Annotated in this window: 13 protein-coding genes; 4 read left to right on the forward strand and 9 right to left on the reverse strand. The window is 41.6% G+C overall.

What is annotated here, in order from left to right:
* The first annotated feature begins 194 nt into the window (after window positions 1-194).
* Window positions 195-1,463, forward strand: coding sequence for an outer membrane protein transport protein (locus tag H5092_RS04500; RefSeq protein WP_154903642.1), 1,269 nt, complete (start codon window positions 195-197; stop codon window positions 1,461-1,463).
* A 113-nt stretch (window positions 1,464-1,576) separates the two neighbouring features.
* Here H5092_RS04500 and H5092_RS04505 read toward each other — a convergent pair whose 3' ends face one another.
* The 3 genes from H5092_RS04505 to pepA all read right to left on the reverse strand — a co-directional run bounded on the left by H5092_RS04505 (window position 1,577) and on the right by pepA (window position 6,593).
* Window positions 1,577-4,432: a valine--tRNA ligase gene (locus tag H5092_RS04505; RefSeq protein WP_182693182.1), complete on the reverse strand. Its 2,856-nt coding sequence runs from the start codon at window positions 4,430-4,432 to the stop codon at window positions 1,577-1,579.
* A 53-nt stretch (window positions 4,433-4,485) separates the two neighbouring features.
* Window positions 4,486-4,932 carry a DNA polymerase III subunit chi gene (locus H5092_RS04510; protein ID WP_002962020.1) on the reverse strand — a complete coding sequence of 149 codons (447 nt, stop codon included), beginning with the start codon at window positions 4,930-4,932 and terminating at the stop codon, window positions 4,486-4,488.
* Window positions 4,933-5,081: 149 nt separating this feature from the next.
* A complete protein-coding gene (gene pepA / locus H5092_RS04515; RefSeq protein ID WP_024595639.1) occupies window positions 5,082-6,593 on the reverse strand; it encodes a leucyl aminopeptidase in 1,512 nt (503 codons plus the stop codon).
* A 309-nt stretch (window positions 6,594-6,902) separates the two neighbouring features.
* Between pepA and lptF the strand changes: the two genes are divergently transcribed.
* Entirely contained in the window at window positions 6,903-8,015 is a 1,113-nt protein-coding gene (gene lptF, locus H5092_RS04520; RefSeq protein WP_182732962.1) for an LPS export ABC transporter permease LptF, read from the forward strand.
* Window positions 8,012-9,079, forward strand: coding sequence for an LPS export ABC transporter permease LptG (gene lptG, locus H5092_RS04525; RefSeq protein ID WP_024603537.1), 1,068 nt, complete (start codon window positions 8,012-8,014; stop codon window positions 9,077-9,079). The genes lptF and lptG overlap by 4 nt, the downstream gene beginning before the upstream one ends.
* Before the next feature lie 80 nt (window positions 9,080-9,159).
* Here lptG and H5092_RS04530 read toward each other — a convergent pair whose 3' ends face one another.
* From H5092_RS04530 to H5092_RS04540, 3 genes are all read right to left on the reverse strand, one after another.
* The gene (locus H5092_RS04530; protein WP_002962012.1) at window positions 9,160-9,660 is read right to left on the reverse strand and encodes an RDD family protein; all 501 of its coding nucleotides are present in this window, start codon (window positions 9,658-9,660) and stop codon (window positions 9,160-9,162) included.
* Between the two features lie 170 nt (window positions 9,661-9,830).
* A complete protein-coding gene (locus H5092_RS04535) occupies window positions 9,831-10,595 on the reverse strand; it encodes a DUF6515 family protein (RefSeq protein WP_182732963.1) in 765 nt (254 codons plus the stop codon).
* A 245-nt stretch (window positions 10,596-10,840) separates the two neighbouring features.
* Window positions 10,841-11,980: an alkene reductase gene (locus H5092_RS04540; RefSeq protein WP_182732964.1), complete on the reverse strand. Its 1,140-nt coding sequence runs from the start codon at window positions 11,978-11,980 to the stop codon at window positions 10,841-10,843.
* 80 nt (window positions 11,981-12,060) lie between these two features.
* On the opposite strand from H5092_RS04540, the gene H5092_RS04545 reads away from it, so the two are divergent.
* A complete protein-coding gene (locus H5092_RS04545; RefSeq protein WP_220487786.1) occupies window positions 12,061-12,978 on the forward strand; it encodes a LysR family transcriptional regulator in 918 nt (305 codons plus the stop codon).
* Here the strand turns inward: H5092_RS04545 and H5092_RS04550 are convergent.
* Genes H5092_RS04550 through H5092_RS04560 form a run of 3 tightly spaced genes read right to left on the reverse strand, consistent with a single transcriptional unit; the run spans window position 12,973 to window position 19,472 of the window.
* Window positions 12,973-14,040, reverse strand: coding sequence for a cytochrome-c peroxidase (locus H5092_RS04550; RefSeq protein ID WP_024605820.1), 1,068 nt, complete (start codon window positions 14,038-14,040; stop codon window positions 12,973-12,975). The genes H5092_RS04545 and H5092_RS04550 overlap by 6 nt on opposite strands.
* A complete protein-coding gene (locus H5092_RS04555) occupies window positions 14,033-16,711 on the reverse strand; it encodes a TonB-dependent receptor plug domain-containing protein (protein WP_182732965.1) in 2,679 nt (892 codons plus the stop codon). The genes H5092_RS04550 and H5092_RS04555 overlap by 8 nt, the downstream gene beginning before the upstream one ends.
* 16 nt (window positions 16,712-16,727) lie before the next feature.
* Window positions 16,728-19,472 carry a cadherin-like domain-containing protein gene (locus H5092_RS04560; protein ID WP_182732966.1) on the reverse strand — a complete coding sequence of 915 codons (2,745 nt, stop codon included), beginning with the start codon at window positions 19,470-19,472 and terminating at the stop codon, window positions 16,728-16,730.
* Window positions 19,473-19,569 lie beyond the last annotated feature (97 nt).

The raw sequence follows: 19,569 nt of genomic DNA on the forward strand, positions 1-19,569 counted from the left end.
TAACTCTAATAACACATTTCTCATCCGATGAGTTTTAAATAGTTGTTAAAATGTCGTTAAATAACATGTTTTTTGCTGTTTTTTGACGCATTCATAGAGTTTTTTACAAAAAATTAAGGTAGTGTAGCAAAGTTTCAAATCCTAATAACAACACACATAGTACCCAGACAGTCAGTTTGGTTAAGGACTCAACAATGAAATTTTCTAAAACTCTTATTGCAGCTTCGCTTGCATTTGTTTCAGCTGATAGCTTTGCAGCTGCGTTTCAATTATCAGAGCAAAATGCATCGGGTTTAGGCCGTGCATACGCTGGTGAAGCTTCTATCGCAGACGATGCGTCTGTAGTTGCACGTAACCCTGCACTAATGACTTTATTTAAAGATAAACAACTAAGTGTTGCTGCTATTGGTGTAATTCCAGATGTAAGTATTGAAGGCGAAAGTACTAATAACGGTATTGACCCAAGTGCATTAGATGACGACAGCATTGCACCAAGTGCTGTAGTACCTGCTGTTTACTTTACTATGCCTTACAACGATAAAGTATCGATTGGTTTTGGCGCATTTTCTAACTTTGGTTTATCTACAGAGTTTAACGACGAATACGTTGCTGGCCAAATTGCTGGCGAAACAGAAATCTTTACTGTTAACCTTAATGCAAGCGTTGCTTATAAAGTAACTGAGCAATTCAGCTTTGGTATTGGTTTAAACGCTATTTATGCTGATGCAACTGTTATTCGTAAAGTGGGTGCTAATGCAAGCGGTATTGATTTTGGTGCTGATGCTGTAAACCTTCAAGGTGATGATACTGGTTTTGGTTTAAACGTTGGTTTAATGTATCAGCTAGATGATAACAGCCGTTTTGGTTTTAACTATCGTAGCGAAACAGACATCACATTTGATGGTGACTTCTCAAACGATCTACCAGCAGCTATTGGTGGTACAGGCGGCGCTAAGCTACCAGGAGCTGTTGATCTAACACTACCAGCTATTGCTGAGTTTTCTGGCTCACATCAGTTAGATGATAAGTTAGGCCTACATTACAGTGTATTATGGACAGGTTGGAGCAGCTTTGAATCACTAGAAGCACAAGTAACGTTACCAACTGGTGATAAGTTTGTTGCGTTTGAAAAGCAAGAGCAGTTTGATGACTCTTTCAGATACTCTGTAGGTGCTGATTACCAATACAACGAAGATTTACTACTTCGTGCCGGTGTTGCATTTGATGAGTCTCCAGTATCACAAACGCACCTATCAATCTCTATTCCTGATACCGATCGCTTTTGGTTCTCGTTTGGCGGTAACTACACAATTGATCAAAACTCTAACGTTGATCTTGGTGTAAGTATCATCCGTGGTAAAACACAAACGTTCACAGAAGCTGATGACTCGGGCAGCCAGTGGGGCTTCGAATCTAAAGGCCACGCGGTATTACTTGGCGCTCAGTATAACTACAAGTTTTAATGTAGAAGTGTCTCGTGGTTAATCACAGGGCACAAAAAAGCCGCTCACTTTAATTAAAGTGAGCGGCTTTTTTAATGCCTATTAAATAGTGTTAATAGGCATTTTATGAAAGCTTATAAGCTTTCTATTTTAGTTTTTTGCTCAAGTAGCTTAGTTTTAGCATCGCTAAACTCAGCCAGTTTTGCATTTTCTTTAGCAAGTACCGCTTCAGGTGCGTTATTAACAAACTTTTCGTTAGCGAGTTTGTTTTGCACTTGTGCTAGGCCTTTTTCTGCTTTTTCGAGTTGCTTATTAATACGTGAAAGCTCGGCTTCTACATCAATTAAGCCCGCCATTGGGATCATGATCTCAAGGTTGCCAACATAAGACGTTGCACATGCAGGTGCGTCGTCTTTGTTTTCAAGCATTGTAAACTCTTCAATTTTTGCAAGTGATGCTAAAAATGATTTGTTTTCTTCAATACGGCGCACGTCGTCGCTTGATGCATTAGCAAGTAATACGCTAAGCGGTTTACTTGGGCTAATATCCATTTCACCACGAATGTTACGAATAGCTAAAATGAATTGCTTAACCCACTCTAAGTCGTCCATCGCTTTAGCATCAACGCTTGCTTCATTATATACAGGGAACGGCTGAACCATAATGCTGGTGTTTGTTGTTTCAAGGCCTGCAAGAGGTGCAACACGTTGCCAAATCGTTTCAGTGATGTACGGCATCATTGGGTGCATTAAACGCAGTAAGCTTTCAAGTACGGTAATAAGTGTATTACGTGTACCACGTTGCTGCGCTTCATTACCTTTAAATAATACCGGCTTAGTTAGCTCTAAGTACCAATCACAGAACTGGTTCCAAGTGAATTCGTAAAGCGTGTTAGCAGCTAAGTCAAAGCGGTAGTTATCAAGGTGCTCAGTGTATGTTTTAACTGTTGACTCAAATTGACCTAAAATCCAGCGGTCAGCTAATGAAAGCTCTTTTTGTGCATCGTTTGCAAAACCACAGTCTTGCTCTTCTGTATTCATTAATACGTAACGGCTCGCGTTCCATAATTTATTACAGAAGTTACGGTAACCTTCAAGGCGGTTCATGTCCCAGTTAATATCACGACCGGTAGATGCCATTGCAGCAAGTGTAAAGCGAAGGGCGTCGGTGCCGTGTGCCTCAATACCGCCTGCAAATACTTTACGCGTATCTTTTTCGATTTTAGCGGCAAGTTTTGGCTGCATCATGTTACCAGTACGTTTTTGTACTAGGTCTTCAAGTTCAATGCCGTCAATCATGTCTAGTGGGTCAAGTACGTTACCTTTTGACTTAGACATTTTATCGCCATTGTCATCACGTATTAAGCCCGTTACATATACGGTTTTAAACGGAACTTGTGGTTTGCCATTTTCGTCTTTTACAAAGTGCAGCGTCATCATAATCATGCGCGCAACCCAGAAGAAAATAATATCAAAACCAGTTACCAACACGTCAGACGGGTGGAAGGTTTTTAAATCATCGGTATTTTCAGGCCAACCTTGTGTAGAGAACGTCCAAAGCGCTGATGAGAACCACGTATCAAGTACGTCTTCGTCTTGGCTTAGCGTTACGTTATCTGCAATGTTGTTTTCACGGCGAACTTCGGCTTCGTCGCGACCAACAAATACATTGCCTTCACTGTCGTACCAAGCTGGAATGCGGTGACCCCACCAAAGCTGGCGTGAAATACACCAATCTTGTACGTCGTTCATCCACGAGAAGTACATGTTTTCGTATTGCTTAGGTACAAATTGAATGTCGCCGTTTTTAACAGCGTCTTTTGCAGGTTCAGCAAGTGGTGCAACACGTACATACCATTGGTCGGTAAGCAGTGGCTCAATTACCACACCAGAGCGATCGCCGTAAGGAACCGTTAAACCATGGTCTTCAATTTTTTCAAGTAAACCTAGTTCTTCAAATTCAGCCACAATTGCTTTACGCGCTGCAAAACGATCTAGGCCGTGCAAGCGCTCAGGTATTGGTGCATCAAACTCAAGCTCTTTACCGTCAAAGGTGTATGTTTCACCTTGGGTAAGAATAGCGGCGTCTTTATCGAAAATGTTGATCATAGGCATTTGATGACGCTTGCCCACTTCGTTATCGTTAAAGTCGTGCGCTGGGGTTATTTTTACACAGCCCGTGCCTTTATCTTTATCGGCGTGTTCGTCAGCAACAATTTTAATACGACGATTAACGATGGGTAATAAAATCTCTTTACCGATTAAATCTGTGTAGCGCTCATCATCAGGATTTACTGCAACACCTGAGTCACCCAACATGGTTTCAGGACGTGTTGTTGCTACTACTATGTAGTCTTTTCCGTCTTGTGTTGTAACGCCATCAGCTAATGGGTAACGTAAGTTCCACATGTGGCCTTGCTTGTCTTTGTTTTCAACTTCAAGATCAGAAATAGCCGTGTGTAATTTTGGATCCCAGTTTACTAGGCGCTTGCCTCGGTAAATTAGGTTTTCTTTATGGAGGCGTACAAACACTTCTTTAACAGCTTCAGATAAACCATCATCCATGGTAAAGCGTTCACGATCCCAATCAACCGATGCGCCAAGGCGACGAAGCTGCTTAGTGATAGTACCGCCAGATTCTTTTTTCCATTCCCAGATTTTATTAATAAAATCTTCGCGGCCTAAATCGTGGCGTGTTTTGCCTTCTTCGGCATGCAGTTTACGCTCAACCAACATTTGCGTTGCAATACCTGCGTGGTCAGTACCTACTTGCCATAATGTGTTGTTACCTTGCATACGTTTAAAACGCGTTAGGGTATCCATTATTGTATCTTGGAAGGCGTGGCCCATGTGTAAGCTACCAGTGACATTTGGCGGCGGGATCATAATTGAATATGGTACGCCTTGGCCAGATGGCTTAAAGTAGCCTTTTTGTTCCCAGTCTTGATATAGAGACTGTTCAATATCTTGCGGATTGTAGGTTTTATCCATTACACAGAACCTTAAATAAGTACTTAAATTAGTTGGTTAGTTTGCCTGATTGGCTAGCTATTAATATCTTGCGTGGTGAGATTGGCACCGAGTTGGCGTAGCTTTTTAAAACGCTCGCGGGCTGCTTGCTTAGCAGCTGGTTCTACGGGTACAAAATCAAAAACTTGGTTAAACCGACGAATGTAATCCGGTAACTGAGTAGCCAAGTTAATTAAAACTTTACGATTGCCAACAGGTGGCGTAATACCAATTTCTACAGGTGCGCCGCCTTTAGGGCCTTCACCTTGTAAATTATGTGGCACAAAACTATCTGGATCGAATGCCCAAATTATTTCATCAATGGCACAGGCTGCTTCGTTATCGTTAACACAAATAAACACACGCTGCCCATTTCGATACTGATCGGCTGCAATTTGAGCTGCCAATGCAAAATGATCGTCAGCCTTCGCTTTAGACTCATCTTGTTGCTTTAGAACGAAAAATTTAGCGTTCATGTTCATTGTATCGGGGTTTCCCATGACATTGAATGTATACCAAATTGATATACACAAATTAAGAGGCAGATTTTGCCATATAACGGGGTTTGCTTCAATTAATACACAAATAAATAAGGCGCCAAATGGCGCCTTATAAATAGCTAAATAGATTATTAATCGTGCGTAGCTTCGCTTACACCCGCTCGATTTAATAAATACTGAGTAAGCATAGGAACAGGACGGCCCGTTGCGCCTTTTTTAGCGCCACTGCGCCACGCTGTACCGGCAACATCTAAATGTGCCCAATTATACTTTTTAGTAAATTTAGATAAGAAACATGCCGCAGTAATAGTACCCGCAGAGCGTCCACCTAAGTTCGTAAAGTCAGCAAATGGGCTTTCTAGTTGATCTTGATAGTCATCCCATAACGGTAACTGCCATGCACGGTCGCCACTTTGCTCAGACGCTTTTAATAAATCGTGCGCAAGTGGGTTATGGTTTGATAGTAAACCAGTAGCATGCGCGCCAAGGGCTACAATACACGCGCCAGTTAGCGTTGCTACGTCAATAACCGTATCTGGATTAAAGCGTTCAACATATGTTAGTGCGTCACATAATACTAAGCGGCCTTCAGCGTCGGTGTTTAATACTTCAACTGTTTGCCCTGACATTGTTGTTAAAATATCACCTGGACGATACGCATTTGAGCCAGGCATGTTTTCACAACCCGCTAAAACACCAATAACGTTAATCGGCAATTGCATTTGTGCAAGTGCACGCATTGCGCCAATAACGCCTGCTGCTCCGCCCATGTCGTATTTCATTTCGTCCATGCCTTCGCCTGGTTTTAATGAAATACCGCCTGAATCAAACGTTAGACCTTTACCAACAAGTACAATAGGGGCTTGGTCATCAGCGGCGCCTTTGTAGTTAATAATCGACATAATCGATTCGTTATCACTACCTCGGCCAACAGCTAGGTAAGAATTCATACCAAGTTCTGCCATTTGCTTTTCGTCAATAAGATCAACAGTGATGTTGTCAAAATCAGTTGCCAGCTCTTGTGCTTGTTCACCTAAGTACACAGGATTACAAATATTTGGTGGCATATTAGCTACGTCTTTACATAGCTTACTACCTGCTGCAATGGCTAAACCATGCTCAATAGCGCTTTCGCCAATAGTTAGTTCGCGTCGTGTTGGTACGTTAAACACCATTTTACGCAGTGGACGGCGAGGGTCTACTTTTTTACTTTTCAGTTGGTTAAACGTATATAAGCAGTCTTGCGTTGTCTCAACTGCCTGACGTACTTTCCAGTAGGTGTCGCGACCTTTAACGTGTTGCTCTGTTAAAAAGCAGACTGCTTCCATAGAGCCCGTTTCGTTTAAGGTATTTATAGTTTTAGAAATGATTTGTTTATATTGCTTATCATCAAGCTCACGCTCTTTACCACAACCAACAAGCAATATGCGCTCGCTTAATACATTAGGTACATGATGCAATAATAAAACTTGGCCTGGCTTACCTTCTAAATCGCCACGGCGAAGTAAATTAGAGATATAACCATCACTAATTTTATCGAGTTGTTCACCAATGGGGGATAACCTACGTGGCTCGTAAACGCCAACCACAATACATGCGCTGCGCTGTTTTTCTGGGCTACCACTTTTTACGTTAAATTCCATTGTTACTCCTGGTTTTGAGTCGTTTAAGTTACTAAGTTGGGGCTAAAAAAGTATTTTCTAGTCTTATCTACGTAACTTATGTAAGGATAATTCTTATTTTAGCTGATTTTGTTAGACTCTTACTGTGTAATTGAACTTTATATGCTTAAGGGCTACTAATGCAACATTATATCGTGCACTTAGGTAGGATAATTAATTTTGATGGCTTATAATAATAGCCTATTTGCCGGTATTAATTGGGTAAAATAGCTATTTAACTATTCAATTCTCACTATCGTAGTGAAATTCCATGTTTAACAGGGGCGAGCATTGCTAATTTTCCGTTATTTGACCGCTGAGGTTTTAAAATCGCAGGTCGCCGTATTTTTAACTTTGATGACAATATTTTTGTCACAAAAGTTAGTTGGTATTTTAGGTGATGCCTCTGAGGGCAGCATTCCTGCTAAATTAGTGCTATCGATGATTGCACTAAAACTTCCACAACTAGCCTCGCTAATACTTCCGCTGAGTATATTTTTAGGCATTATTTTAGCCTACAGCCGTATTTACGCCGATAGCGAAATGACCGTACTTAAAGCCTGTGGCGTAAGTGAATGGTATGTTGTGCGCGTAACACTTATATCAAGTGTAGGGCTTGCTATATTAGCCGCAGCACTGACTATGTATATAGCGCCGTGGGCAAGCGAGCAAGAGTATCAATTAAAAGAACAAGCCAAAGCCGATGCGGGGCTATCCGCACTCAGAGCTGGGCGGTTCCAAGAAACCGGTAACGAAAAAGCCGTGGTGTTTATTCATAATATTGAAAAGGGTGGCAAAGAGCTCAATAAGGTATTTGTTGCACAGTTACCCGATAGCGAAAAAGGCAACCTAGCGCGCTTAGTATATGCAGAGCAAGGTGTTGTGGTTGAAGCAGTAAATGGTGAGCAACAGCTCGTGCTAACAGACGGTAAACGTTACGAAACAGATGGCACAACGCCTGCACTTAACTTAACAGAATTTGATGGTTACAGCGTACAAATACGAGAACAAGAAATAGAGCACCAACGCCGTAAATTAGAGGCTGTGCCTACTAATCAATTACTCGCCATTAATACTCATGAATCTATTGCTCAATGGCAGTGGCGACTCGCTATTCCATTATCAATTCCGTTACTTACCTTACTGGCAGTACCGCTAAGTGTGGTTAATCCTCGCCAAGGTAAATTTGCAAAACTAGTGCCTGCTATAAGCTTGTACTTAGGCTATTTTATTTTACTAAATGCCGCTAAATTTGCAGTTGAAGATGGCAAAATTCCGCCTTCAATTGGCTTGTGGTGGATTCACCTAAGTGCCTTGTTTATAGGTGGATTATTAATTATAAAAGGGCGGCCGCTGGGCGCTTGGCTTAAAGCCGTTGTAACTAAGCGGGAGTTAGGCTCATGATGAAAACGCTTGATTGGTATTTAGGCCGCAGTATTTTACAAACTACCGGCTTTGCATTGTTGGTACTTGTTGGTATTAGCACCTTAATTAAGTTTATCGACCAGCTAAAGTCGGTAGGGCGTGGCAGTTACGATTTAATGACCGCAATGCTTTACACGCTTTACACAATACCTGGCGATTTAGTGGTGTTTTTTCCGATGGCTGCGCTAATTGGTGGCTTAACGGGGTTGGGGGCACTTGCCTCAAACAGTGAGCTGGTAGTGATGCAAGCGGCTGGTATGTCGCGCTTACAAATAATTGGCTCTGTAATGAAAACGGCCATATTTATGGCTGTATGCATGATGGCACTTGGCGAATGGGGTGCACCTGAAGCGCAATTACACGCCAAAGAAATGCGTAACCAAGCAATACATGGCGGCGATGTATTTAACACACAAAAAGGTGTATGGGCTAAAGACGGCAGCAATTTTATTAATATTGAAGATGTTGACGAAAACGGCAGGCTCAATGGGGTACACATGTACCACTTTGACAAATCGTTAGAGCTTACCCAAATCACTAAAGCAAAAGATGCACTGAGCCGAAAAGAAGGCTGGCTACTTCGTGATGTAAATAAGGTTATTATTACGAGCGAAAAAACCACAACAGAGCAACTACCAGAAGAGTTTTACCCTTCACAATTGACCGCTGAAAAGTTAGGGGTTGTTTCGGTAAAACCAGAGTCACTTTCATTTACTGGGCTTTGGTCGTATTTAACTTACTTAGAGCAAAACGAACAAGACACCAGTACCTACGAGCTTGCTCTGTGGCGTAAGCTTATGCAGCCTGTATCTGTAGCGGTAATGCTGCTGGTGGCGCTCTCGTTTATATTTGGCCCGCTGCGTACCGTTACTATGGGCGCACGTATTATTATGGGTGTTGTAACGGGGATCGTGTTTCACTTAACTAATGAAATATTTGGCCCTGTAGTTATGGTTTACCAAATACCTGCCATTATAGGGGCGGTATTACCCAGTATTATATTTATAGGCTTTGCGACATATTTGATGAATAAACGGGTATAGAGTACCTATTCAAAGTATGAAAAAGGGTGACCAGTAGTCACCCTTTTTGCTTTTTAATTACCAGTTTTGGAAAGCAGGTATTAATCAAGCTCACTATAAATACGTCTGTTCTCTTCTTTAGTAAGTGCAATAACTTCTGTTTTAGAGATGTAATCTTGTAGTGCTTTTTTGTTTTTAAAATCTACTAACACCACCAAATTACCTAAACCGAGTAAAGCGCTAACGCTGCGGATAATTGATTGCGGCCAGCTAATTAAATTACCTTCAAGAGTTTGTACTTTTAAACGCCATGCACGCATGCCAATGGTTTGCCCGCTTTTAGTCCAAAAGTAGCCAAAAAATACTAAGCTAACAATAATTAAAAGAGCGGTACGAATACCCGAAAGAAGATTTGAATTTTGAATAAATGCAGATACATCCTCTGCGCCATTTAAACTAATTACATCGAGAGAAATAAGCCCCTGTACTGCAAATAAATACAGCACTACAGTTAACATCGCAAACGCAATAATGGCTAACGTATCGTAGACCAACGACGCAAAACGGCGCCAAAAACCAGCACGTGGAAACTCACCCGACATAAATACACTCTCACTATTAATATGTGAGCTAGTTTAACAAAAAAGCTTACAAATACTAAGACATGTTAATGTTTAGAGAGAATTGATTTTATTGCTGTAAATTACTACCTACGAAGGGGAATGAAAAAGACCCTACTATTTACAGTAAGGCCTTTTAATTTATAGCGAGTTTAACCTAGCTTAATGGCAAGGTATTTTATGTCGTCACCACTTATTTGCGGTAAAAAATAAATATCGCCGTATTTAAAATACTGCTGCGAGTTAATTATTACGGCCTGTGCAGCCAGAGGCAATGAATCGTAAGTTTGGCCCAAGTTATAGTCATTCATATTACCCACTTTTATTGCCTGATTAAGGCGAGTTGATGGCTCATCAACAACCGTATAACCATCATTATCCGCAATGTAGTACACATTTTGATAAGTGTAGTAAGTCGTATTATGGTGTTTAAAATGCCTGTAATTTCTTGGTAGCGTATTTATACGCAGGCCTCTAGGTGGTTTAACAACATGGTAGCCTCTTTTAGCTTTACGGTAATAAAGGCCGTCGTTAAACGTAAACGAAATACCATTAAATCTGATTGATGCGCTATTGCGTGGTAAATGGTTTATAAATCGATTTTGTCTGTAAGCGACTGAATTGTGATGGCTTGTTAAGTAGTTATATTTTCGCTGGTTGTAGCGGTGTAGTTCACGCTTTTCCTGTTTGTACTTAGCAAGTTTACGTTTTTCTTGCTTACGGTCTTCTCGTTTTTCTTTTTTATGCTCAATACGCTGCTTTTTTTCATGGCGGCGTTCATCGCGTTTATATTCAACACGTTTTTCGTGGTCACGTTTAAAGCTTTTATCATTCTCTCGCTCGTTTTGTGCTCCAAGCGCAGAGCCTGATACTGCGCCAATGGCGAGCAGGGCAGGTAGTAAAAAAGTAAGTTTCATAGTATTGCCTCGTTTATGTTTTTACATAACTGGGTTCAATACTAGCGGCTCAAACTGAATGTTAACTGACATACAACAGCAAACGGAGTTATGCTTACAGCTTTTTACATTTTACTGACGGTTCTTGACATAATCTCTAGTTTTTGACGATTTTAGGAATATTTTGATACACCAAAATGATTAGTGGTATCACAAAAAATGGATACGAAATTAGTAATTAAGCCTTCCTTGGCTTTGCAGATTAATTACTTTTGATAAAAAGGATAATCGCTATAACCTACTTCAGTACCGCCATACATAGTGGCTGCATCAGCTTCGTTAAACGTCCAATTATTTGCTATACGCTCTGGTAAATCAGGGTTAGCTATAAATGGGCGACCAAATGCAAATAAGTCACCGTAACCTTCACCTAAAATACGCACTGCTTTTTCTACTGTGTATTTACCTGCATAAATAATGCGCCCTGAAAATTCAGCTCGGACTGCTTTATAAAATTCTTGTGGTAAATCGGGAGCGTTATCCCAATCAGCTTCCGCAATCGATAAGTAAGCAATACCTGCTTGCTCAAGCACTTTAACGGCCTGGATATAAGTGTGATGAGGGTTTGATTCAACAAGTCCTAAATACACTCGTGTTTCATCTGTGCTTTCAAATAAAGGAGCAAAGCGAACACCTAAACGATCAGAGCCTACAACGTCACTTACCGCTTCAACTATCTCTTTTAAAAAGCGCAGGCGATTACTAAGCGTTCCACCGTATTGATCGTCACGGTTATTAGTATGCTCAGAAATAAACTGATTAACTAAATAGCCGTTAGCACAATGAAGCTCCACACCATCAAAGCCAGCTTCTAGAGCATTGCGTGCAGCTTGAGCATACATGTTTACCAGTTCGCCAACTTCAGTTGTTGTTAGCGCACGAGGCTCACTTGGGTCAGCCAATGCGCCTTCACCAGGTGCGGTTTCAATAAATACTTTTACATTGTCAGCAATAATATCTGAAGGGCCAACCGGTTTACCTGAATTTGGTTGTAGTGTGGCGTGCGATACGCGCCCTACATGCCAAAGCTGAGCAAAAATAACGCCGCCTTTAGCGTGTACTGCATGTGTTACTTTTTTCCAGCCTTCAATTTGTGCTTGCGAGTGAATACCTGGGGTCCAAGCGTAACCTTGCCCACGAGGTTCTATTTGTGTGCCTTCGGTAACCATAAAACCAGCCGATGCACGCTGCGAGTAATACTCAGCCATTAATTCATTAGGAATATTGCCAGGCTGAGTGCTGCGAGAGCGAGTAAGAGGAGGCATCACAATACGGTTTTTAAGTGTAAAAGGGCCAAGCTCAATTGATGAGAGTAAAGGAGCGGTATTAACTAAATCTGATTTCATTTTAAATTCTCTTATAAAGCAAACAAAGGCTTAAATAGTGGTTAAGCAACATTGGCAGCATAGAGATTTAAAGATACAATTTGAAACAACACTTTTTTGTGCAGCATACAATTATGAATGGTATCAGTCGGCTCGATATAAAGCAGTTAAGAGTACTCAGTAGCTTATTAGAACTGCAAAATCTTTCACAAGTAGCCAAAAAAATGGGGTTAACGCAACAAGCTATTAGTGAGCAACTACGAAAACTACGAGACTTATTTGACGATCGCTTGTTTATTCGCCAAGGCAATAACATGGTTGCTACTCCTAAAGCGCAAGGGCTCAAGGCACCTATTAATAATATTTTAAAGCAATTAGAGTCGTTACTAGAGCCCGAGCAGTTTAGCCCGCAAACTTATAAAGGTGTGTTTACCATAAGCGCAACCGACTACGCCACGCAGGCCTTATTGCCGCAATTATTTAATATTACCCGCCGCGAAGCGCCAGGTTTAAAGCTGATTGTGCGCGACTTTGCATCCGACAACGTTAATCAACTTATAACGGCAGGCGAGCTTGATTTGCTGATAAGCTTTCCAGAATTTATACCCGACAACCTTTCTTATATCACTTTGTTTGAAGAACAACATTTGTGTATTACCGGTATAGGTAACACGACTTACACTGAACCTTTGAGTTTGGCGCAATTTGCAAAGCATCCACAGCTAGTGGTGTCGCCATCTCGTGCAAATTTGCGCGGATCGCACGATCAGTGGTTTGAAAGCCAAGGGCTAAAACGTAATATTGTAATGTCGGTACCAAGTTTTTCTGCGGTGCCCGACATTTTACATACAACCGATATGCTCGCGTTTTACCCATCAAGATTATTACCAAACAGCAAAGTTAAACAGCTAAAAATAGAAGCTCTGCCCCCTACATTTAAAGTAATAGCCGCATGGCATCCGCGTACTAATAACAGCCCTATTCATAAATGGTTGATAGAGCAATTACAAAACTTATAAAATCCGTAAAAATGCAACAAGATCTAAACGCTCTTGCTTGGTGAGTTTTAATGGTTTTAACAGTTTCGTCGTTTTAGGAAAGTGTGGATCGTTTAATTGGCTTTTCCTAGGCTTAGGTCTTGCTCCACCATGGTTGTACATGTTTACTATGCCTAGTAGGTCATCAAAAAGCCCATTGTGCATCCAAGGAAATGTTTCAGTTAAACCAAGTAGAGAAGGGGTTCTAAATAACCCTATATCACTTGGATTATTTGTAAAATTAAACCGCCCTTTATCTTCAAAACTACGGCCGTAATAATGAAGGCCAGTGCCATGAAATTGGTTGTCACTTAATAGTGCGCCATTGTGGCAAGTCATACATTTTGCTTTGGTTCTAAATAAATGTAATCCGTTTAATTCATTATCGGATAAACGTCTAAGCGCTTTTTTTGGATTACTCTGAACCTCATTAATAAATGATTTAAAGCGAGTATTAGGTGCAATGAGTGTTCGCTCAAAAGCTACGAGGGCTTCTGCCATTTGTGCCATAGAGAGCGTATTTGAATTAAAAGCACTTTTATTAAATGCCGTATAGCTTTTATCTTTATTGACCCGCATTAAAGCTTTTTGTGGATCTAAGTCCATTTCAATTGGGTTGCTAATGGGCATAAGTGCTTGTTGCTCAGCTGTTTTAGCGCGACCATCCCAAAAAAAACTTTGCCACTGATCTATACCAAAAATTGCAGGGGTATTGCGTGTGCCTATTTTCCCATCAATACCCACTGCGGTTGTGCGGCCATCATGAAAGCCTTTGTCGCGCTCATGGCAGGTTGCGCAGCTAACGGTATTATTACGCGAGAGCTGCACATCATGAAAGAGCTTGTCACCTAAAGCAACATGCTCAGGTTTTGGCGAGGCTACAGGCAAAAGCGACATGGGCTCAACGCTTCTGCCATCACTGGTTTGAATAGCAGGCCAGTGTGCTTGGCCTTTGCTATACAGTGAGCGTAAATCGTGGCTACTTGTTGGTGTGGCGTTTAAGCTAAATGAGCACAGAAAAAAAATGCTTAATAACCTAATCATAGTTATAGCTAACTCCTAGCCAGAACATACGCCCAGGCTCAATACCAGATGCGCCTTCGTTTACTGTGTAAGTACGTGCATTCAACAAGTTAGAAATATCTGCTCTTATTTCAACTGACTGGGTTTTTGTTAGGTTGTGGCTATAGCGCAGGCTAAGGCCTAGCATGGTTCTAGCACGAATTTCTTGTTCTTCGTATACATCAACAAGTGTTGATTCTGCAGGACAATTTGCACAGCTCTGTTCAAGGCCTATGCTTTCGCTTGCGCCGGTACTCACTGCGCTGGTGTAGCTATCACTGAAGGTTACGTTAAGCCCTGTGCTTAATGAATTGCTCCAATCAACATTCCAACCTAGCGCACCGGTAATCGGAGTGCCAAAGTTTGTACGAATTTGATCAAGTTGTCCAAGCGTTACAAGCTCGCCGCTGCCACTTGCATTTACGTAGTAAACGAGTTCGTCAAGGGGGGTATTTTCAGCAGTGGTATTGTAGTCGTCGTTAGAGACTTTGTTTTCAGCGTATGAGGCGTTAGCCCATAATGAATGGCTACCAAACTGCGCGCTCCACGAAATAGAATAGCGCTCTGAGCTACCATCACCTTCGTTGGTCATACGAATATATTTATAGCCATCGCTACCTGCTTCTTCATCGGTAACCTGAGAAAATTGCTGATGCTTTTTACGTTTTACATATTTAAGCGATACATTACCTGCTTTTTCAAATGAATGTGCAATACCTAATGCGAGTTCGTCATCGTACGGGGTGTTTACATCATCAAAGCGGTACTTAAACGCGCCAGTATAGTTAGAAGGTAGCCACCCTTGCAGGTAACCGTTTTCAATTGGGCGGTATTCTCGATATGAAAAACGCTGCTGTTCTTTGACTTTATAACCAATAATGGCAGAGTCGTAATAGCGGTTAACGCCTGCACTAATAATAGTGCGGTTGTCGTTAAATACGTCGTAACCCAGCGATATACGTGGCGCGATATTATGATTTGCTAAAAAGTCATCATATTCGTAGCGCATACCTAAGTTTAGGTTTAGCTGCCCTAATGTGATGCTATCGGTTACATAAAACGAGGCACGATTAAGTGTTACGTTAATGTATTCGGCAGGGGTGACTAAACGGCCATTAAAATACTGCGCTGTAGCTGTTACATTATTTGTATAGGCAGTAATGTGCGATTGATTATTAAAATCAATTTCGCCACCAAGTTGTGCTGCTAACTCATCAATAGAAATAGTGGTTTGAAGTGCTTGGCAATCAAGTGTGTAACCGCTGCAATTAAGTGGCGTACTCGCGCTAGACCATATAATAGGGGAGTCGTAGCTGTAGCTATTTTGTATGCGTTCGCGTTCTACTTCTTGGCGAATAAGTTCAATACCGGCTTTAATGCGGTGCTCAGTGCCTGCAAACTCCAGCGTTTTAAAATCAAGGGTGTTTTTCCAGCTGGTGGTGTATTGGGTATTATCTAGGGCGCCATATCCCCCTTGGCGAGAGTAACGAGTTTGCGCATCGCCTTGGTCGGCATATTGCCCCCAATCTTTCCCTTTGGCTTGTAGCCAGCTATAAAAGTGAGCTGGGCCTTCTCGGCTGCTGTCACTCATACTAAAATTAAGATTACTGTGCCACGATGCAAAGTCAAAATGCTCAGTTAATGCCGCAACGGCGCCAATAGCACCGCCTTCTAAATGAAAGTTACTGTCTTTGGCATCCGTTATAAAGTTATCAACTTCGTAGGGGGAGTACATTAGTGTTAAATCTAGTGCATCTACCCAGCCATTTCGGTAGCCATACTTCACAATCGCATTTATGTTTGTTCTGCTTTGGGTTTTTACTTCCCCTAGCGATAAATCGCTGATGTCGCTGGTTAAGTAATTAACGCTCATCATTAATCCATGGCGCTCATTAATTTGTTTATTAGCACGCAGGTTATAGCTAATTTTTTCGTATTTAGGCTCTTCAAGAGTACTTTGGTCAACATTTTGCTGTGAACTGTCTTGATCAGCCTCAATAAAATGATAACTCCCCCAGCTACTTTGATTCCCCCGCACGCCAAAACTAAAGCTGTTGTTTGCAAATACGCTTTTGGTTTTACTATCAACAATACCACCCGAAAAACCACCAAATTCAGCCGGTATGTTATGGTCGTAAACTGTGATTGATTCAACTATATCGGAGTTCACGTTCATACTTTGTACGCCACCCGACACATCGTCTGATGAAGAGCTTAATCGGCTGCTGCTTGCTGGGTCTATGCGGTTATTGTAATTTAACCCATCTAACGAAAACCCTGTTTGCCAAGGCTGCGCCCCTGAGATTGATATTTCTGGCGCGCTGATCTCAGCTAAGCTACCAATAGAGTACGCTTCGTTACTTAGCTGCACGCCAGGGAGCAATGCAATTAGCTCATTTATATCGCCATTGCCTTTAGGTGTGGCGTTTATAAAATCACGGTTTAAATAAGAACGCCCAATAACTTCGGGTACTTCTATGCCTATGTACTGGCCTTTTACTTCAATATGCTCAAGTGCTTCACAGCGCTCTTTTTGCTCATCTTTAAGTTCGTTACATGGCTGTGGCTTTGGTTCGGTCTGCTGTTGCTGCTCTGCGGCGTATACACCCTGAGAAAGCAAAAGCAGACACGCGAGGGTAGTCGGTGTCTGCATATATTACGGCTCTTATTTAAATACCTAGTGGGGTAGTGTCTTCGCTATCAATGACGCCATCGTTATCGGCATCTTGGTCGGCAATTAATCCTGCTAAGGCTATGTCTTCATCGCTGCTATTAGGTAAAAAGAAGTTAGGTAAGCCGTCGTGGTCGGTGTCTACGCTCGCAATAGCTATGCCTCTAAAGTCATCGCGTGAGGCAACTAAGTTGGTCATGCCTATGTAAAGCTCAAGCTGATCAGCCTCGCCATTAACGCCATTAGTTATTAGGCTTTGTGATTTAGTAATATCGTTAATTAACGTAAAGCTGTTAACTAAGTCTGCCATGTTGTCGGCAATAATTGTATCGGCAAAGCCCAAAATAAGAGGCTCAAGCGTATTTAAAAGCGTGCTAGCTTGTGTTTTTGCATTACTATAATTTGCTGAAAAGTCGCTAATGTTCGCTGCGTTTGAACCCATACTTGAAAGCATAGAATAACGTAAAAATTCACCTGTTTGAGCTTCTTCTAAACCAATTACTTCGGCTTTAACAGCGGCTAAAATAGTTTCTAGCTGATCGCTTGTTAACTCATTTAACGCAGGTGTTATTTCTGTAATTGCATCATTTAAAGTGGTGCTTGCAAGCGATGTTTGGTTTGCATTAACTAAGTAACCTAAGGTTTCTAGGCGGGCTTCAAATCTGTCTTCGGTATCTTCATCTAGTGCAATATAACTAAGTAGTTGATTGTGTACACCGGCTACTTGCTCCGCTAAGCCGCCTTCAATTAGCGATACTATTACTTGATTATGCGCCGTAATTGATGAGCTATTACTTAGCGTGCGTATGTCGCCATCATTAAGCGTATTAAGTATGGTTAAACATTTATTAGCCGCACTTGCTGTATCACCACCAACTCGCGCTGTTAAGCTTACTAATGACTTACAGCCTTTAAAACCCGTTAAAAACGTGGTTGATGACTCTTTGCTAATGTATTCATCAGAGGCTAAAAAGTCGCCCGCATAGGTAAATACTTGCTGTGCTAAGTCGTTTCTGCCGGCCTCACTTAAAATTAGGCCTGTGCCTGGGACGTTATCAAGTTCGGTAAGTGCTCTAAAGAATTCGTTATAATCGCCATTTTCAGTAAAAAAGCTGCGAGCTTGTGCTGCGGCACTTGTTATATCTTCACCGGCAAGTAGGCGGTTAGCTATATTAAAGCCATATACTTGCTCTTGAGCGTTGTTTATATCGGTTTCGCTGTCTGACAGCGTTATTGCTGGGTTTTCGTCGCTTTGGTATAAGCCTTCAATTAAGCCCGCTAAAAATTGAATAGGGTAAGTGTAGTTATCTAATGTAGCGGCGCTGTATGGCGACGCTGAGTAGGTGTAGTTACTATCAAAACCGGTAGAGCCATACATAGCAAGGACTTGGTTAGTGTAATCTTTTGCTGCTTCAAATTCGCCAGCTCTGTAAAGGTATTGCGCAGCCCAAGCCCCGTGCAACGTTTTGTATTGCTCGTATGGTTGGCCTTCGTATTCGCCGCTACGTACAAGTCTGTAACCCGTTTTTACCGCAAGTTGCGCGTAGTTATTGGCAAGTAATTTGGCTTGAGTTAAATCGCTTTCATCTAGGCTTTGTGCATAGCTTTGTAGGGCATCATCTATTGATAAGCGTACGCTATTTAAAAAGTAGCCATAGCTTGATGTGTATTCGTCTTCGCGTACTTGCTCAGCGTATAACGAAATTGTATTCAACAAATTACTTGCTTGCGAGACTTGATCGGCGTCTAGGTAGCTTTTTACTAAAGAGTAAAGTGCTGATGCGTCTGATGAGGCAATGTTATCGAAACCTTTATCAGCTAAGTATTGGTTGTAGGCCGCTACCGCTTGGACGCGGTAATCGTTTGCTTGCTCTGTTTGGCCTATTTCATCAAGTGCTTGCGCCACATCTTTTAGTGCCGAAGAACGCGCCGTTTGCTCGTTTATAAGTGCTAAATAGTCGTTAGCAGTATCTAAAAATCCTGCACGCGCATAGGCCGCAGCTTGGGTTGCGTATATATCGTAACGAGACAGTTCGTCAGCAATATTTGCGCTTAGTTCATCTGCTTGTTTTAGATGAGATAGTCTAGAACTGTAGTAATAATTAAGTTTGTCTTCGTTAGTTACATAAGAAGGGCTTAACGAAATAATTGCAGTTAATGGCTCGCTAATTAGGCCATCTGTGTAACTAATTTCAAATTGCTCATCAATGCTGCTTAGAGTTTGTGCCTCATAGGTAAATTCACCCGTGGTGCTATTTATGCTCATTACGCCATTACTAGGTGGTGTAATTAAGCTAATAGTTACGGTGTCACCATCTAAATCTTGCGTAGTAATAATCCCTTGTGTGGTGGTTGAAGAGGTAACAAACACGTTAGTGGTTAGTAACTGTGGTGCATCATTAACATTTTCTACGCTAAAACGTACCACAACATTTGCTGTTAAGTTGCCATCGCTTGCGCTAATGGTCGCGGTATCTTCGCCATAATAATTACTAAAAGGCGTATACGTAAATTGACCATTTGCTTCTACTGCTATAGTGCCGTTACTTGGTGCATTAGCAAGTGTGTAGCTAAGGGTATCGTCGTCGGTGGCTGTTACTTGAGCAGTAAATGGAGTGTCTTCGTTTACAGTAAAGCTTAAATTAGGTTGTGCAAACTGCGGGGCTGTGTTGCCAGAGCCACCACCACAGCCAGCTAAAGCAAGGGCGCATAATATTGGGGTAAACTTAATTAGCTTGTTCATTATTGTTAATATAAAAAGGTAATGATGTTGCGAATGATAACTGATATCAATTAGATTTAAAAGTCTAATCTGTATTTGTATTATAAATAGTGAGTAT

Origin of the sequence: Pseudoalteromonas sp. SR41-7 (genome assembly GCF_014163935.1) — a bacterium.
GTDB lineage: Bacteria > Pseudomonadota > Gammaproteobacteria > Enterobacterales > Alteromonadaceae > Pseudoalteromonas > Pseudoalteromonas distincta.

Bases quoted from the DNA above. Each gene is read 5' to 3' on its own strand.
- H5092_RS04540 (WP_182732964.1), bottom strand. From the start codon at position 11,980: ATGAAATCAGATTTAGTTAATACCGCTCCTTTACTCTCATCAATTGAG.
- H5092_RS04535 (WP_182732963.1), bottom strand. From the start codon at position 10,595: ATGAAACTTACTTTTTTACTACCTGCCCTGCTCGCCATTGGCGCAGTA.
- H5092_RS04510 (WP_002962020.1), bottom strand. From the start codon at position 4,932: ATGAACATGAACGCTAAATTTTTCGTTCTAAAGCAACAAGATGAGTCT.
- H5092_RS04555 (WP_182732965.1), bottom strand. From the start codon at position 16,711: ATGCAGACACCGACTACCCTCGCGTGTCTGCTTTTGCTTTCTCAGGGT.
- H5092_RS04500 (WP_154903642.1), top strand. From the start codon at position 195: ATGAAATTTTCTAAAACTCTTATTGCAGCTTCGCTTGCATTTGTTTCA.
- lptG (WP_024603537.1), top strand. From the start codon at position 8,012: ATGATGAAAACGCTTGATTGGTATTTAGGCCGCAGTATTTTACAAACT.
- H5092_RS04530 (WP_002962012.1), bottom strand. From the start codon at position 9,660: ATGTCGGGTGAGTTTCCACGTGCTGGTTTTTGGCGCCGTTTTGCGTCG.
- H5092_RS04560 (WP_182732966.1), bottom strand. From the start codon at position 19,472: ATGAACAAGCTAATTAAGTTTACCCCAATATTATGCGCCCTTGCTTTA.
- H5092_RS04550 (WP_024605820.1), bottom strand. From the start codon at position 14,040: ATGATTAGGTTATTAAGCATTTTTTTTCTGTGCTCATTTAGCTTAAAC.
- H5092_RS04505 (WP_182693182.1), bottom strand. From the start codon at position 4,432: ATGGATAAAACCTACAATCCGCAAGATATTGAACAGTCTCTATATCAA.
- pepA (WP_024595639.1), bottom strand. From the start codon at position 6,593: ATGGAATTTAACGTAAAAAGTGGTAGCCCAGAAAAACAGCGCAGCGCA.